The organism is Niveispirillum sp. SYP-B3756 (assembly GCF_009495745.1).
In the GTDB taxonomy this organism is placed as follows: domain Bacteria; phylum Pseudomonadota; class Alphaproteobacteria; order Azospirillales; family Azospirillaceae; genus Niveispirillum.
This window is the reverse complement of record NZ_WIDQ01000011.1, coordinates 13,836-29,102: the sequence shown is the minus strand read 5'-3', so window position 1 is coordinate 29,102 and position 15,267 is coordinate 13,836. Positions and strand designations below refer to the sequence as shown.

Here is a 15,267-nt window from a genome sequence, read left to right as displayed (position 1 = left end):
GCGCTATCGTCTCAGGGTGGTAACGGCTATCGGCTGGCCTGTGCCCGCAGCCGGGCAGCCAGCAGGGAAACGGGATAGGACCAGTCCCCCGCCACGCGCTGGCGGAACTGGCGCAGGCCGGGATACCAGCCGCAATCCGGCCTGTCCTTCAGCCAGCGCCAGCAGCCATCAAAGCGGTTCAGCAACCAGACCGGCCGGCCCAGCCCGCCCGCCAGATGGGCCACGGCGGTATCGACACTGATCACCAGATCCAGATTGGCCACCAGCGCCGCCGTGGCGGCAAAATCCGGCAGGTCGGCCTGAACCATCCCGCCCGGCCAGTCCGCCGCCTGGGCCGCCGCCGGTCCCTGTTGCAGGCAGACAAAGCGCACCCCCGGCACCGCCGCCAGTGGATGCAGCGCCGCCAGGGCCAGCGACCGGCGCGCATCCACCGGGTTGGCGGGCTGGCCCGCCCAGCACAGGCCGACCCGCAGACCCGGCCCTTCCAGCCTTTCAGCCCAGGCGGCCTGTTCCGCCGGGTCCGCTGACAACCAGATGTCGGGGCCCGGCACCTTGTCCGCCTCCACCCCCAGCGGGCCACACAGGCTCATCATCACGCATTGCACATCATAGGCGGGCACGGGCGTGCCGCGCGGCACCACCTGGGCCACGCCGGGCACCCGCGCCATCAGGCGGGCCAGTTCCGGCTGGCATTCCACCACCAGCCGCGCGCCCCAGGCCGCCACCACCGGCAGCAGCCGGGCCAGTTGCAGCACATCACCCCGCCCCTGTTCGGCATGGACCAGCAGGGTACGCCCTGTCAGGGGCTGGCCAGTCCAGGCGGGGCCAGCATGGCTGGCAAGGGCGTAATCCGGGTGGTGGCGGCGCGCTTCCACCAACGGCCACGCCTCCCGCCAGCGGCCGGCGGTCAGCAGGGCGACGGCCAGATTCCACCGCGCCGTGGCATCGCCCGGCGCCAGCGTCACCGCCCTTTGCAGATGGTGGATCGCCGTTGACAGGTCGCCCAGATCCTTGGCCACCGTGCCCAGACTGACCAGCAGGGCCGGATCGTCGGGCCGCAGGGCCAGCGATTGTTCCAGAAAGGCGCGGGCCTGGGCGAAACGGCCCTGGCCATGCAGGGCCGCCCCCAGCGTCGCCGCCGCTGCCGGATGACCGGGATGCTTTTCCAGCAGTTGGCGCAACAACTGTTCGGCGTCGGCCAGCCGGCCCAGCTTCACCAGGGCACCCGCCAGATTGGCGCTGTGGTTGGGCTGGTCTGGGGCCAGCCGCAGGGCCTGGGCGAAGCGGTCAGCCGCCAGCCGATACCGGCCCAACCCTGCCGCCACCACCCCGCCCAACCCCCAGAGGGGGGCCGGCGCCCCCTCCCCCAGCAGGCCGGCCAAAGCCGCCTCCGCCTGGTCGGGTCGGCCGGCATCAAGATGGTCCAGAACGGATTGGATATTGGCGGGGGATGCAGCGTTCATGAGCTGCAGAGTGCGCAAACGCGGCCGCCCGATGCAAGGGTTGCTTGCACCCCACATCCGGGCAGGATATCCCGGCGGGACAGGCCCGGCAGTTGCCGTTGGGCCGCCTTTCGGGGGCCACCCGCGCATGATCGCCAAACCCGCCCTGCTCCACCCCGCCGATTACCTGGACCCGGGCCTTCATGCCGCCGAACAGGCCGGTATCTTTGCCCGTCACTGGCAGTTTGTCGGCTTTGCGGAGGAACTGGCGGAGCCCGGCCGTTTTCTGACCCGGCAGATCGCCGGGGAACCGGTGCTGGTGATCAATATGGATGGCGATCTGCGCGCCTTCCGCAATGTCTGCACCCATCGATTCGCCCGGCTGAAGGTGGCAGAGGCTGGGCAGGATAGCGGGCTGCGCTGCCCCTATCATGGCTGGGCCTATGATCGGGAAGGCGTGCCGCTGGGCATTCCCGGCAACGCGGATTGTTTCGGCCTGGACCGCGCCGCCAAGCAGGGGCTGGCCCTGAAACGTTTCGCGCTGGACCGGATCGGCCGTCTCATCTTTGTCCGCATCGCCGCCGAGGGGCCATCGCTGGCCGATGCGGTGGCCCCGCATGGGGAATTGCTGCAACGCCTGTCCGACGGGTTCGGCCCCGCCTTCAGCCAGGTGGCCCAGCCCTGGGCCGCCGACTGGAAGATCGGTATCGAAAATGTGCTGGAGGTCTATCACGTCGATGCGGTCCACCCGGAAAGCTTCCGCAGTGTGGTCGATGGCAGCTGGCGGGTGGAGTATCAGCGCCCGCATTCCATCGGCCATGCCGGGATGCGGGCAGAGGCGCTGCGCTGGTGGGAAGGAGTGGGCAAGCGGCTGGGGCTGCTGGCCGTGCCGGGGCTGGACCATTATGTCCATCTGCACCTGTTCCCCAATCTGGCCATCGGCATCACTGCCGGCCGCCTGATCTCCGTCCAGACTTATGAGCCGACCGGCCCCGGCCGTTTCACTCTGCGCTACCGCCTCTGTCTGGCGCTGGGCGGCAAACAAGGGGCCGCCCGCACGGCGGTGGAAAACCACCTGACCGCGCTGAACGAAACCCTGCTGGGGGAAGATCGCGCCATCGCGGCGGAGGTGCAGATCGGCACCGCCAGTGCCGACCGCCCAGCCCTGCTGGGCGCCAATGAGGATCGGTTGATGCAGTTCCACCAGACCCTGCTGGCGCTGAAAAATACGCACAGACTTGCATCCGGCACGCCGCCATCGCACCCTGCGGATGAAGAGCGGCAGGAGAACCGGATATGAAGGAAATGCGCACCCTGGGTTTTACCGAGCGGGAATCCATCCAGGCCATCATCGACCTGATGCGCAAACAGCGGCTGCCCATTCCGGTCGGTCAGGTGGTGGCGCTGGAACTGGTTGAAGAGCCAGTCTCTGCCACTCTGGTGATTGAAGATAATGACGGCAAGCGCACCCCCATCCAACGGTCTGCCGCCGAACTGGCGGCATCGCTGGTGAATTTCTGCATCGAACGCAAGGTGCGGCTGCCCAGCACGGGCGACAAGTTCGTGGAGGTGATTGCCGGCAGCCTCAATCTGGTGATTTTCATGGCGGAGGTGCCGGGCGGCCGCGGTAAAATGGTTCGCCGCAAAAGCAACCCCACCGCCTCCCTGTAAAACAGCTGAGCCTATTTTTCGCCGGTCGCGCAGAAAAATGGTAAGGCGCAATAATTGGCAAAAATCAAACTTTTCCATACTTCCATCGATTGATAATTGTATATTTGCATCTGTACATTTACGGTTGGTTGTCTAAAATTTATTATAAATTCTTTGTTTGACCCCACATTCTTCCATCCGCTACGTTGAATTCTCTTTAAGGAAATGGGGTAGCCAAGGAATGCGAGGGTGGATCGGCGCCATGTTGCTGGGCATGGCGGTGGTATGCGGATCGCCCGCCTGCGCCCGCCAGGGCAATCTGATCATGGCCTATGGCGATTTCAATGAACCTCCCTATGCCTGGATAAATGACGGCGATCTTGCTGGCGGCTTCCTGCATGAACTGGGGCTGGCGCTGGCAGAGATACTGGACCGCGACCCCCAGTTCCGACACTTGCCCCGCAACCGGCTGGGCCCGGAACTGGTAAGCGGCAATATCGATCTTTATTGCCTGGCCAGCAGCGGTCAGGAACCCGGCTTTGCCGGGAGTGCGTTCAGTACCCCGCTTTTCATTGAACAGGACATTATTGTCTTCTCCCGTCATTTCAACGGCCCCCCGACATTGGCCGGGCTGGTGGGAATGCGGGTCGGCTCTGTCTTGGGCGCTGTCTATCCGCCGATGCTGGAAAGCCTGTTCAACAACAGCAGCCTGATCCGGGAAGATGCCCGCAGTGACACGGCCAATCTCCGCAAACTGGCCGGCGGCCGGCTTGATGCCGTGGTTCTGTCTGCCACGGCCTGGCGGCAGGCAACGCGGGCAAACCCGGCCCTGGCCGAAACGGCACAGCCGGAAACGCTGGGCCTTCCGCCCATATCGCGCGCCTGTCTGGTGTCCCCAGCCGGCTCCATCCCGGTGGCAGCGGTGAACAGCGCCCTCCAGACCTTGCGGAACGATGGTGCCCTGGCCGCCATGGTGCAGCGGCTGGGCCCCGATGCCACAGCCGCACAGGCCGATCAGGCCGCAGAAGGGCCGGGGATCAATCCAGCAAACCGCCAATATCGGTGATCAGCCGACGGCGGCGCCCCGCCACCTCCGGCACGGCAGAAGCTGCCGTCGGCAGGGCGGTGGGTGCAGGTTCCGGCGGCGGCTCCACCAAAATCGGTTCCGGCGCAGTCGGTCCCTGGGCCAGCAGTTCCCCCACCAGCGCGCGCACCTGATCCCGCCTGTCCGCCGGCACCCAGAATTCCAGACGCACAAGCCCGGCCGCCTTGCGGCGTGCCCTTGCCCTGACCTGCCTGATCGCGTCAGTCATCAGTTCCTATGCTCCCTCTCAGACCGCCCTCTCCAGATGAATACGACTTTATGGGTAAAGCGGAAACCCCAAGCGATAGGCAGGGCGTCTGGTCGCGGGATTGATTCCAACTCTGTATAGGATTTCAGGAGGCCCCGAGCATAGAAGGCAAGGCATGACCGAAAGCGCCGCTCCCCCGGATTTTTCCATCTGTGACCGGGAGCCGATCCATATACCGGGCGCTATCCAGCCTTTCGGTTTTCTGCTGGCCCTGGACCCGGAGACGCTGGTCATCCGCTATGCCAGCGCCAATGCCGGCACCTATCTGGGGCCGGATTGCGAATCACCCTTGGGGGTGCGGCTGGATGTCGCCATGCCGGACCTGCCCGATCCGGCACTGTCCGCCATCCGCATGGCAGAGCCAGGGCCGCCCCACCATCTCTGCACCCTGGCACCACACCAGGGCGGCAGCAGCCCTTTGCATGTGCTGGCCCATCGCAGCGATGATCTGGTGATCCTGGAGATGGAGGAGGAGGCTGGCAGCGGCGCTTCTTCCTTCCAGGATGTCTATCCGCTGGTCCGCGCCTTTGTGGAGACCGTGCATGAGGCTGAAACCGAACAGGCCCTGTGTGCGCTGGCAGCCCGCGAAATGCGCCGCATCACCGGTGTCGACCGGGTGCTGATCTACCGCTTTGATGCGCAATGGCACGGCCAGGTGATTGCCGAGAATGGCAATGGCACCCTGCCTTCCTATCTGGGCCTGCGGTTTCCGGCCTCCGACATTCCGGCCCAGGCGCGCATCCTTTATCAGCGCAACCGGCTGCGCATGATCCCCAATGTCGATTATCAGCCGGTGGCGCTGCTGGGGCTGGCGCCCGACGGTGGCAACGCAGGCTCGGCCAGCCTGGACCTCTCTATGTCGGCCCTGCGCAGTGTCTCGCCCGTACATCTGGAATATATGCGCAATATGGGCACGCTGGCCTCGATGTCGGTCTCCATCCTCTGCGATGGGCGGCTATGGGGGCTGATCTCCTGCCATCATGCCCAACCGTTCCGCATCCCCTTCCACGCCCGCACAGCCTGTGACCATCTGGGCCAGATCCTGTCCCTGCAGGTGGCGGCCCGGGGCCGGGTAGCGCAATCGGAACGCCGGAACGAGCTGCGCGCGCTGCAGGTGATGCTGCTGGCACGCATGGCGGAATCGGACAATTTCCTGGATGCGCTGAGCCGCAGTGAAAGCGACATGCGGCAACTGGTGGATGCGACCGGTGTCGCCATCCTGTTCGGGGATCATATCATCCGCATGGGCGACACCCCCGCCGCAGAACAGGTGGAGGCGTTGGCCGCCTGGCTGGTGGCACGCGGGGAGCGGGAGGTTTTCGCCACGGATAACCTGCCCGGCCTCTGGCCCCCATCCGCCGCCTTCAAGCATCAGGCCGCCGGTATGCTGGCTATCGGCATCTCACAAATCCATCCGGCCTATGTGATCTGGTTCCGGCCAGAGGTCATTCAAACCGTGAAATGGGGCGGCAATCCCGGCGAGAAGCATGTGTCTGTCGAGGATGGCCGCCTGCACCCGCGCCGGTCATTCGACATCTGGCGTGAGACGGTGAGCGACACGTCCGCCGCCTGGGACGACGCGGCCCTGTCGGCCGCGACGGAACTGCGCTCCGCCATTGTCGGGGTGGTGCTGCGCAAGGCGGAGGAACTGGCCGCCCTGACGGCAGAGCTGAAACGCTCCAACAAGGAGCTGGAAGCCTTTTCCTACTCCGTCTCCCACGATCTGCGGGCCCCCTTCCGCCATATTGTCGGTTTCGCCGAACTGCTGCGGGAACGGGAGGGCGACCGGTTCAGCCCGCGCGGCCGGCATTATATTGACAGCATCATTGAGGCCGCCTTTGCCGCCGGCACGCTGGTGGATAATCTGCTCTCTTTCTCCCAGATGGGGCGCGCCACGCTGAACCTGCGACGCACCGATATGAATGAGGTGCTGCGCGAAGCCCGCCATCGGCTGATCACCGATCAGCAGGGGCGCGACATCCGCTGGCAGGTGGATGATCTGGGGGTGGTGCGCGCCGACCCGATGATGGTGCGGCTGGTCATGCAGAACCTGCTGGACAATGCGCTGAAATTCACCAGGGAGCGAAATCCAGCCGAAATCGTTATCACAGCACGACCAGGACCGGATGAGGTGACGTTCGCGGTCCGGGACAATGGTGTCGGCTTTGACATGGCCTATGTCGGCAAGCTGTTTGGGGTCTTCCAACGCCTGCACCATGTGGAGGAGTTCGAAGGCACCGGCATCGGGCTGGCCAATGTGCGCCGCATTGTCGAACGGCATGGCGGGCGCAGCTGGGCGGAGGGCAAGGAGGGTGAAGGGGCTGCCTTCTTCTTTACCTTGCCCGTCTGGAAAGGAGCGGATTGAGATGGCGGAGTTGAAACCGATCCTGCTGGTGGAAGACAGTCCCAAGGATATCGAGCTGACCTTGGCGGCGCTGGAACGCTGCGGCCTTGCCAATGATGTGGTGGTCATGCGCGACGGGGCGGAGGCTTTGGATTATCTACTGCGCCGGGGCCGCTATGCTGCGCGCAACAGCACAGACCCTGCGGTGGTTCTGCTGGACCTGAAACTACCCAAGGTAGACGGCTTGCAGGTGCTGGAAGTGCTGAAAGGGACGGCCGAACTGCGCACCATGCCGGTGGTGATGCTGACCTCCTCGCGGGAGGAACGCGACCTGCTGGCCTCCTATCGGCTGGGCGTCAATGCCTTCGTCGTCAAGCCCGTGGATTTCCAGGCCTTCTTCATGGCTATCCGTGATCTTGGCATGTTCTGGGCCGTGCTGAACGAGCCGCCCCCGCGTGAGGCCGCCCGCCTATGAGCCTGTCCCATCCTGCCTTGCGGCCCGGTGCCGCCGAAACCGTGCGCATCCTGCATGTAGAGGATAGTCCTGCCGATGCGGAACTGGTGCGCGAACGTATCGCCGAAACCGGCCTGACGGTAGAGATCACGCGGGTGATGACCCGTGTCGCCTTCATCCAGGCGCTGGAGGAAGGCGGTTTCGACCTGATCCTTTCCGACTATGCCCTGCCCAGCTTTGACGGGAACGCGGCCCTGGCGCTGGCCCGGCAGTCGGTACCGGATGTGCCCTTCATCTTCGTTTCCGGCGTGCTGGGCGAAGAGGTGGCGGTGGAATCGCTGCAAAGCGGGGCGGTTGATTTTGTCGGCAAGCAACGGCTGCAGCGGCTGCCCGCCGCCATTTTGCGAGCGCTGACAGAGGCCCGCCGCCGCCAGCAGCACCGGGAAACGGAAGAAGCACTGAAGGCCAGCGAGGCGCGGCTGCGCTTCGTGCTGAATGCCAGCAACCTGGGAAGCTGGGAACTGGATGTGGAAAGCAGTCGGGTGGTGATTTCCGACGTCTGCGCCCGGCATCTGGGCCTGGGCGATGGGGAGCAGGTGCCGGAGACGGTCAGCAGGGCGGCAGTGCGTGCCACCATCCATCCCGATGACCTGCCCCATGTGGTGCAAAGCGTCACCGCGGCACTGGAAAATGGCACTGAACTGGCCGTGGAATGCCGGGTGCCGCGCGCGGATGGCAGCATTTGCTGGCTGCAACTGCGCGGGCGCGGCACCTATGATGCGCTGGGCCGGCCCCTGCGGATGGCCGGCATCACACTGGATACCACGGAACGGCGCGCGGCAGAGGAACGCCAGGCCATGCTGATGCAGGAGGTGGATCACCGGGCCAAGAATATGCTGGCGGTGGTGCTGGCCATGGTGCGGCTGACGCCCATGACATCGCGCGACAGTTTCGTGCAGACCATCGAAGGCCGCATTGCCGCGCTGGCCCGCGCCCATACGCTGCTGGCCCGCTCACGCTGGGAGGGGGCGGAGCTGGGCCAGCTGGTGCGGGAGGAAATGGCCCCCTATGCCAGCCATGTCCAGATCAGCGGTCCGCCGCTGCTGCTGGTGCCGGAGGCAGCACAAGCCTTTGCCATGGTGCTGCATGAGCTGGCCACCAATGCTGCCAAGCATGGGGCGCTGTCACTGCCCGAGGGTCGGCTCTCCATCGACTGGGGCTTTACCGATCAGGGACGACACTTGAGCCTGGAGTGGCAGGAGAGCGACGGGCCGCCGGTGACGCCGCCGGAGCGCCGGGGCTTTGGCACGCTGGTGATCCGCCAGAACATGGAGCATCAACTGGCCGGCAAGGCAGAGATCGACTGGCAACCCGATGGATTGCAGGTGCGGATGCGCGTGCCAACCGCCGCCGTGGTAAGGCGGCGGGGTCAGGGTGATGGGGCATGAGCCTGCTGCTGGAGCGGTTGCGGCAGGAGACAAGACCGCAGCATGAGGCGTTGGAGAAGACGCTGGACCTGCTCTCCCCCACCCTGGACATGGCGCGCTATCACGCCATTTTACGCCGCTTCCACGCCTTCTGGCGCGGCTGGCAGCCGCCGACGCACGGGTTGCTGGTAGGAGAGCCTGACCTGCTGGCCGGGCGCGACCGCACGCCGTTGCTGGCTGCCGATCTGGCCCATTTCGGGCTGACCCCCTTGCCGGCCGCCGCCCCCTTGCCGCTGAGCGATGCCGGCGCGGCCCTGGGGTCGCTCTATGTGCTGGAAGGCTCTACCCTAGGCGGACAGCTGATTTCCCGGCATCTGGAAACGCGGCTGGGCCTGCGGAACGGGGCGGGCTATGCCTATTTCCAGGGCTATGGCCGGCAGAACGGGCCGATGTGGGCGGCGATGCGGGAGCGGCTGGCCCGACATCCGGCGGAAGGGTCAGCTGCCGACCGGTTGCTGAGCGGCGCCAAGCAAACCTTCTCCATTCTTGAACAAAGGTTTGCGATCTGATCTTCATAAGTCTTTCCAAGAAAAAAGGGCGGCCCCGTGGGACCGCCCTTTCCGTTTCCGGGATCGCCCGGATCACTCCCCATCCACCACATGCGGACGCAGCGGCAGTTCCGGCTCCTTCGGCGTGACCAGCCGGCTGAACAGCGGGCTCATCTTGCGCTGAAGATCATCCATCAGGGTGAAGAAGGTCGGCACGAACACCAGCGACAGCAGAGTGGAGGTCACCAGACCGCCAATCACCGCCACCGCCATCGGCTGGCGGAACTCCGTATCCGCCCCCCAGCCGGCGGCAATCGGCACCATGCCGGCGATCATGGCGATCGTGGTCATGATGATGGGGCGTGCGCGCTTGGCACCGGCATCCGTCAACGCTTCCAGCCGGCTCATCCCATGGTCGCGCATGGCGACGATGGCATATTCCACCAGCAGGATGGAGTTCTTGGTGACGATCCCCATCAGCATCAGGATACCGATCAGCGCCGGCATGGAGATGGACATGCCGAAGATCAGCAGGAAGATCACCGCCCCGCCCAGCGACAAGGGCAGCGCCATCATGATGGTGACCGGCTGGAAGAAATTATGGAACAGCAGCACCAGCACCGCGATGATCAGCAGGAAGGCGGTGCCCAGCGCCACCAGGAAGCCCATGAACAGGATCTGCATCTGCTCCGACCCGCCATAGGCCGGCTTGGAGACACCTGTCGGCATGTGCGACATGGAGGGCAGCGCATTGATCGCCTTCATCGCATCACCCAGCTCCGCCCCGTTCAGGTCAGCCTGGATGGAGACGCGGCGGGCGCGGTCAAAGCGGTCGATCTGTACCGCACCCGACCCCATGGTGATATCTGCAACGGCATTGAGCGGCACCGTGGCGCCGGTATTGGTGCGGACCCGCAGATTGGCCAGCACATCCAGATCGCCGCGCATATCCCGATCCAGCTGCACCCGGATCGGCACCAGCCGGTCGCCCAGGTTGAACTTGGCGGAATTGGTGTCGATCTCACCCAGCGTCGCCACCTTGGCCACCTGACCGATGGCGAAAACGGAGACCCCCTGTTCGGCCGCACGGTCGAACATCGGCTTGATCTGAATCTCCGGCCGCTGCAAGGGCGCGGTGGTGGAGACATTCTTCAACATCGGCAGCTGGCGCATTTCCGCCAGCACCTTGGCGGCATGTTCATCCAGCAGCGGGCCATTCTCGCTGGTCAGCATGATGGAAACATCGCGGTTGCCGAAGCCGCCGGTGGAATTGAAGCTGAAGCGGATACCCGGCAGCTTCTGCAATTCCGGCAGCACGCGGGTTTCGAAATCCTTCTGATGCACACGTCCCGACCGATCCTTCAGCATCACGATGATGGAGCCCTTGCGCACCTGCCCGCCACGACCGGCCCGCGCCCAGGTGGCATCCACCTCCGGCTGAGCATTCAGGATCAGGGCGGCGCGCTGCACCATCTCATCCATCTGCTGCAAATTCGTGCCGGGCGGCATTTCCATCTGCAGGTTGGAGAAGCCGATATCCTGGCTGGGCAGGAAGCCGGTGGGCAGGGTGGTCATTAACCCGATGGAAGCGACGAAGAACAGAAAGCCGGCGGCGATGGTCGATTTGCGATGACGCAGGCACCAGTTCAGCGCCGCCAGATAACGATGGGTCCAGCGGCCGGCTTCCGGTTCCGGATGGGCCACCGGCTTCAGCAGATAGGCTGCCATCAGCGGGGTCAGCAGACGTGCCACCAGCAGGGAGAACAGCACCGCCACCGCCACCGTGATCCCGAAGGAGCGGAAATACTGGCCGGCCACACCGGGCATGAAGGAGACTGGCACGAACACGACCACGATGGTCATGGTGGTGGCCACCACCGCCAACCCGATCTCATCCGCCGCCTCCAGGGCCGCCTTGTATGGCCGTTTACCCTGGTTCATATGGCGGACGATATTTTCAATCTCCACGATGGCATCATCCACCAGAATACCCACCACCAGGGCCAAAGCCAGCATGGTGATGCCATTCAGCGTGAAGCCCAGCATATCCATCGCCAGGAAGGTGGGGATGGTGGACAAAGGCATGGCCAGGGCGGAAATCAGCGTCGCACGGCTGTCCCGCAGGAACCACCAGACGACACCCACCGCCAGCACCGCCCCGACCAGCAGCGCCTCGATGGAGGCGTGATAGCTGGACACCGTGAATTTCACGTTGGAGATGATCAGCTTGAAGGTCAGGTCGGGATATTGTGCCTTCAACTCGTCCAGCGCCTTCACCACCCCATTATAGATGGTGACCTCGCTGGAATTGGGCGACCGGTTGATGGCGAAACCCACGGCCGGCACGCCGTTCAGGCGGGACACATTGCGTAGTTCCGAGGTGCCGTCCACCACCTCCGCAATGTCCGACACACGCACCTTGCGCCCGCCGGGGATGGCGATTTCCAGGTTGCGCAGATCATCCACCGACTGGGCACGGCCCAGGGTGCGGATGGATTGTTCCGTCGCACCCACGCTGCCCCGGCCGCCCGGCATATCGACATTCAGCTGCTGCAGCTGCTGGTTCACCTCACCGGCGGTGACGCCCAGCGCCATCATCCGCGTCGGGTCCAGATTGACGCGGATTTCGCGCTGCAGGCCGCCGATGCGCTCCACCTCGCCCACGCCATCGACACGCTTCAGGGTGCGGCCGATGTCGCTGTCGATCAGCCAGGAAAGCTGTTCGACCGACCGGTGGGTGGAAGAGACCGTGTAATAAAGGATGCTATCCCCGGTGACATCCAGCCGCTGCACCTGGGGTTCATAGATATCCTGCGGCAGATCGGACCGGATGCGGCTGACCGCATCGCGCACGTCATTGACGGCGCGGTCGGTGTCATAGCCGATCTTGAATTCAATGGTGGTGTTGGAATTACCGTCCGTCACCGTCGACTGCACATGGTCGATGCCGGTGATGTTCGAGACCGCATCCTCAATCTTCTTCGTCACCTCCTGTTCCAGTTCCGACGGAGCGGCACCGGGGCGGCTGACATTGACATTGACGACTGGGAAGTCGATATCCGGGTTACCGGTAATATCCATCCGCCAGAAGGAGATCATGCCCGCCAGCGTCAGGATGATGAACAGAACGATGGTGGGCACCGGGTTGCGGATGGCGACCGCTGAGATATTGCCACGGCTCATGACCGGGTTCCTTCGCGTGGGAATAGCGTGCGTGCGGACGGCGTGGTTATTCTTGCACCGGCAGCGGCTTGATATCACCGCCAGTCGGGGTGGCGGTGACATTCACCTCCTCCCCATCCTTGAGATAGGCGGCACCGGTCAGCACCACCTCTTCCCCGGCTTTCAGACCCTTGGTGATGGCGGCGCGCCCATCAGCCCGGCTGGCCACCTCCAGCTCGCGTGCTTCCACCTTGCGGTGCCCATTGGCAGCGGTCTCTGCGGAAGCGACGACGGCATAGGTGCGGGCGTCGCGGTAAACCAGTGCCGCTTCCGGCACCACCGGGGCCTGCTGGCTGCCGGTAGTAACGCGGGCAGAAACGAACATGCCGGGGCGCAGCTGCGGATCATGCGGCACGGCGATCTTCACCGTTCCGATGCGCGTCTTCACATCCACCACGGGGGAGATCAAGCGCACCGTGCCGACAAAGGGCTTGCCCTGGACATCGGTCATGGACAGTTCGGCCGGCTGGCCCACCTGCATGGAACGCAGGTCGATTTCCGGTACATCGGCCACCAGTTCCACCCGATCATCACGGATGATGCGGAACAGTTCCGTACCACCCGCCGACATCACCGCGCCCAGACGGGCATTGCGGCGGGAGACCGTGCCATCGGTGGGGCTGCGCACCTCCGTCTGTTTCAGGCGCACGGCCGCCTGATCGCGCGCCGCCTCTGCCACGCGCACGCGGGCCTTGGTGGTCAGCGCGGTGGAGCGGCGGGAATCCAGATCGCGGGTGGAGATGGCGCCGGTACGAGCAAGGTCTTCCGCGCGGCGGATATTGGCATCAGCCTCCGCCGCCAGCGCCTCGGCCTCCCGCAGCGATGCCTCGCGTGAGGCGAGATCGGCACGCAGCACACTATCATCAAAACGGGCCAGCAGCTGGCCAGCCTTTACGCTGTCGCCTTCATCCACCAGCACCTCGACAATGGCCAGACCGGATGTCTGGGTGCCGATGGGCAGTTCATCCCAGGCGGCCAGCGAGCCGGTGACCAGCATGGAGCGGGCAACCGTCTGTTCCGTCACCTTGGTGGTGGTGACGGTCAGCACGCTGCCGCCCTTATGGTCACCGGCGGCGGTCGCGGGGCCGGTCTTGCCCTGCGGCTTCAGTGCCAGCCAGGTGCCAGCCCCGATCAAGGCCACCAGGACCAAGCCCCCGATGATCCATTTCAACTTGCCACGGGCAGGCCGGGCCGGCGGCTGACGCAGGGCGAAAGGTGGCTGGCTCTGCTCGGCGCGGGAGGGCAACGGCTGAATGCTCATGGGTGTCACCATATTATCGTCCCCGGCTGCGGGCGGGGTTTCCGAATAAGGGGAACCCTTCGCCGGAAACAGCTTTCACAGCGCTCCGTCGTCCCCCAACCAATCGGGACAATACAACCGGCATATGCCCAGGGAAAGCGGCGGATGGTTTCCGGCATGTAACGTTATTTTACAGACCACCCCTTCGGTTAAAGACCGTCCTGTTGCTATGCATCAACAGCATTGCCCGGGGTGGCTAGCTGGACAGGTCAGCGCCCGATAATCCCGTGGAATATCGCCACCACAGGTGATAGGGGCAGCGGCACAGGGGATTGTAACACCTTGAAACAATGACGCTCTCTGTTCAGGCATGGCGGCGCATGGACAGGGCCAGCAACAGCGCCAGCGCCAACAGCCCCCCCACCAGCACCACCACCCCTGCCCAGCCCGCCCGTTCCCAGGCAAGACCGGCACCGCTGCCGACAAAGCTGGAGCCCATGTAATAAAAGAACAGGTAAAGCGAGGATGCCTGCGCCTTGCCGGTTGTCGCCCGCGCGCTGACCCAACTGCTGGCCACCGAATGGGCGGCGAAGAAGCTGAAGGTCATCAGCGCGATGCCGGCAATGATGGCCGGCAGTGGGGTCAGCGCCGTCAAACCCATGCCGACCGCCATCAGACTGATACCCACCGGCAACACCCGGTGCCGTCCCACCCGCAGGGCCAGCGCCCCGATCCAGGCCGACCCGCCCATGCCCAGCAGATAGGCACTGAAGATCAGGCCGATGGCGCTTTGCGACAGGTTGTAAGGCGGCTGTAACAGATGGAAACCGATGAAGTTATAGATGGCGACAAAGCTGCCCATCAGCAGAAAGGCCAGGGCGAACAGGATGCACAGGCCCGGATCGCGGAACTGGGCCAGCAGGCTGCCGATCAGAATCCGGGGATCGGGCGACTGGCGCCGGAACTGGCGCGAAGGCGGCAGCAGGTGCCAGAGCGTCGCGCCGGAGATCAACCCCAGCGTCCCGATCCCGGCGACAATCCAGTGCCAGTCCAGATGATCGGCGGCAATGCCCGTCACCAGCCGGCCGACCATGCCGCCCAGGGCAGAGGCGGCAATATACAGCCCCATGGCCAGCCCCAGGGCCTTGGGCTGCATTTCCTCCCCCAGATAGGCCATGGCGATGGCCGGCAAGCCGGCCAGCGCAACGCCGGTCAACATGCGCGCCAGCAACAGCGCGGGCCAGGAAGGGGTGAGCGCCACCGCGATGGTGAGCAGGGAGGAGAGCAGCAGGGAGCCGACCATCACCGGCTTGCGCCCCACCACCTCCGACAGGCTGCCCGCCAGCAGCAGGCAGATGGACAGCGCCCCGGTGGAGAGTGAGAGGGACAAGGCACTTTCCGCCGCCCCCACCTTGAACGTGTCGGCCAGCAGAGGCAACAACGGCTGCACATGGTACAGCAGGGCGAAGGTGGTCAGGCCCGCCCCGGCCATGGCCAGGCTGGTGCGCCGGAAAGCGGGGGTGCCGACGGCGATCCGCCCGTCGGCGGCCACCCCCTGCCCCGGTTCGCCCTGTGTCACGGGCGCCCC

Annotated in this window: 12 protein-coding genes; 7 read left to right on the top strand and 5 right to left on the bottom strand. The window is 64.9% G+C overall.

Features of this window, described 5'->3' with window-relative positions; genetic code table 11:
- Nucleotides 1-26 precede the first annotated feature (26 nt).
- Nucleotides 27-1,463: a tetratricopeptide repeat protein gene (locus GE253_RS18520; protein WP_173012721.1), complete on the bottom strand. Its 1,437-nt coding sequence runs from the start codon at nucleotides 1,461-1,463 to the stop codon at nucleotides 27-29.
- Between the two features lie 127 nt (nucleotides 1,464-1,590).
- On the opposite strand from GE253_RS18520, the gene GE253_RS18515 reads away from it, so the two are divergent.
- The 3 genes from GE253_RS18515 to GE253_RS18505 all read left to right on the top strand — a co-directional run bounded on the left by GE253_RS18515 (nucleotide 1,591) and on the right by GE253_RS18505 (nucleotide 4,158).
- Nucleotides 1,591-2,742: an aromatic ring-hydroxylating dioxygenase subunit alpha gene (locus GE253_RS18515; protein ID WP_153205638.1), complete on the top strand. Its 1,152-nt coding sequence runs from the start codon at nucleotides 1,591-1,593 to the stop codon at nucleotides 2,740-2,742.
- Nucleotides 2,739-3,113, top strand: a complete 375-nt coding sequence (locus tag GE253_RS18510; protein WP_153205637.1) for a hypothetical protein — start codon at nucleotides 2,739-2,741, stop codon at nucleotides 3,111-3,113. The genes GE253_RS18515 and GE253_RS18510 overlap by 4 nt, the downstream gene beginning before the upstream one ends.
- 220 nt (nucleotides 3,114-3,333) lie before the next feature.
- Nucleotides 3,334-4,158, top strand: a complete 825-nt coding sequence (locus tag GE253_RS18505) for a transporter substrate-binding domain-containing protein (RefSeq protein ID WP_153205636.1) — start codon at nucleotides 3,334-3,336, stop codon at nucleotides 4,156-4,158.
- Here the strand turns inward: GE253_RS18505 and GE253_RS18500 are convergent.
- Nucleotides 4,130-4,405 (bottom strand): hypothetical protein, encoded by a 276-nt coding sequence (locus tag GE253_RS18500; protein ID WP_153205635.1) that lies wholly within the window; start codon nucleotides 4,403-4,405, stop codon nucleotides 4,130-4,132. The genes GE253_RS18505 and GE253_RS18500 overlap by 29 nt on opposite strands.
- A gap of 154 nt (nucleotides 4,406-4,559) precedes the next feature.
- Here GE253_RS18500 and GE253_RS18495 point away from each other — a divergent pair, with 154 nt between their 5' ends.
- The 4 genes from GE253_RS18495 to GE253_RS18480 are packed head-to-tail and all read left to right on the top strand — an operon-like array spanning nucleotide 4,560 to nucleotide 9,238.
- On the top strand, nucleotides 4,560-6,809 hold the full coding sequence (locus GE253_RS18495) for an ATP-binding protein (RefSeq protein WP_153205634.1): 2,250 nt from the start codon (nucleotides 4,560-4,562) through the stop codon (nucleotides 6,807-6,809).
- Nucleotide 6,810: 1 nt separating this feature from the next.
- On the top strand, nucleotides 6,811-7,263 hold the full coding sequence (locus GE253_RS18490) for a response regulator (protein WP_153205633.1): 453 nt from the start codon (nucleotides 6,811-6,813) through the stop codon (nucleotides 7,261-7,263).
- Nucleotides 7,260-8,690 carry an HWE histidine kinase domain-containing protein gene (locus GE253_RS18485; RefSeq protein ID WP_153205632.1) on the top strand — a complete coding sequence of 477 codons (1,431 nt, stop codon included), beginning with the start codon at nucleotides 7,260-7,262 and terminating at the stop codon, nucleotides 8,688-8,690. The genes GE253_RS18490 and GE253_RS18485 overlap by 4 nt, the downstream gene beginning before the upstream one ends.
- Nucleotides 8,687-9,238, top strand: a complete 552-nt coding sequence (locus GE253_RS18480) for a biliverdin-producing heme oxygenase (RefSeq protein ID WP_153205631.1) — start codon at nucleotides 8,687-8,689, stop codon at nucleotides 9,236-9,238. Before GE253_RS18485 ends, GE253_RS18480 begins: the two co-directional genes overlap by 4 nt.
- Nucleotides 9,239-9,310: 72 nt before the next feature.
- Here the strand turns inward: GE253_RS18480 and GE253_RS18475 are convergent, their stop codons facing one another.
- From GE253_RS18475 to GE253_RS18465, 3 genes are all read right to left on the bottom strand, one after another.
- A complete protein-coding gene (locus tag GE253_RS18475) occupies nucleotides 9,311-12,400 on the bottom strand; it encodes an efflux RND transporter permease subunit (protein WP_153205630.1) in 3,090 nt (1,029 codons plus the stop codon).
- Between the two features lie 46 nt (nucleotides 12,401-12,446).
- Nucleotides 12,447-13,700, bottom strand: a complete 1,254-nt coding sequence (locus GE253_RS18470) for an efflux RND transporter periplasmic adaptor subunit (RefSeq protein WP_173012720.1) — start codon at nucleotides 13,698-13,700, stop codon at nucleotides 12,447-12,449.
- A 343-nt stretch (nucleotides 13,701-14,043) separates the two neighbouring features.
- The gene (locus GE253_RS18465; protein ID WP_348770897.1) at nucleotides 14,044-15,258 is read right to left on the bottom strand and encodes an MFS transporter; all 1,215 of its coding nucleotides are present in this window, start codon (nucleotides 15,256-15,258) and stop codon (nucleotides 14,044-14,046) included.
- Nucleotides 15,259-15,267 lie beyond the last annotated feature (9 nt).

Bases quoted from the DNA above. Each gene is read 5' to 3' on its own strand.
- GE253_RS18520 (WP_173012721.1), bottom strand. From the start codon at position 1,463: ATGAACGCTGCATCCCCCGCCAATATCCAATCCGTTCTGGACCATCTT.
- GE253_RS18515 (WP_153205638.1), top strand. From the start codon at position 1,591: ATGATCGCCAAACCCGCCCTGCTCCACCCCGCCGATTACCTGGACCCG.
- GE253_RS18510 (WP_153205637.1), top strand. From the start codon at position 2,739: ATGAAGGAAATGCGCACCCTGGGTTTTACCGAGCGGGAATCCATCCAG.
- GE253_RS18505 (WP_153205636.1), top strand. From the start codon at position 3,334: ATGCGAGGGTGGATCGGCGCCATGTTGCTGGGCATGGCGGTGGTATGC.
- GE253_RS18500 (WP_153205635.1), bottom strand. From the start codon at position 4,405: ATGACTGACGCGATCAGGCAGGTCAGGGCAAGGGCACGCCGCAAGGCG.
- GE253_RS18495 (WP_153205634.1), top strand. From the start codon at position 4,560: ATGACCGAAAGCGCCGCTCCCCCGGATTTTTCCATCTGTGACCGGGAG.
- GE253_RS18490 (WP_153205633.1), top strand. From the start codon at position 6,811: ATGGCGGAGTTGAAACCGATCCTGCTGGTGGAAGACAGTCCCAAGGAT.
- GE253_RS18485 (WP_153205632.1), top strand. From the start codon at position 7,260: ATGAGCCTGTCCCATCCTGCCTTGCGGCCCGGTGCCGCCGAAACCGTG.
- GE253_RS18480 (WP_153205631.1), top strand. From the start codon at position 8,687: ATGAGCCTGCTGCTGGAGCGGTTGCGGCAGGAGACAAGACCGCAGCAT.
- GE253_RS18475 (WP_153205630.1), bottom strand. From the start codon at position 12,400: ATGAGCCGTGGCAATATCTCAGCGGTCGCCATCCGCAACCCGGTGCCC.
- GE253_RS18470 (WP_173012720.1), bottom strand. From the start codon at position 13,700: ATGAGCATTCAGCCGTTGCCCTCCCGCGCCGAGCAGAGCCAGCCACCT.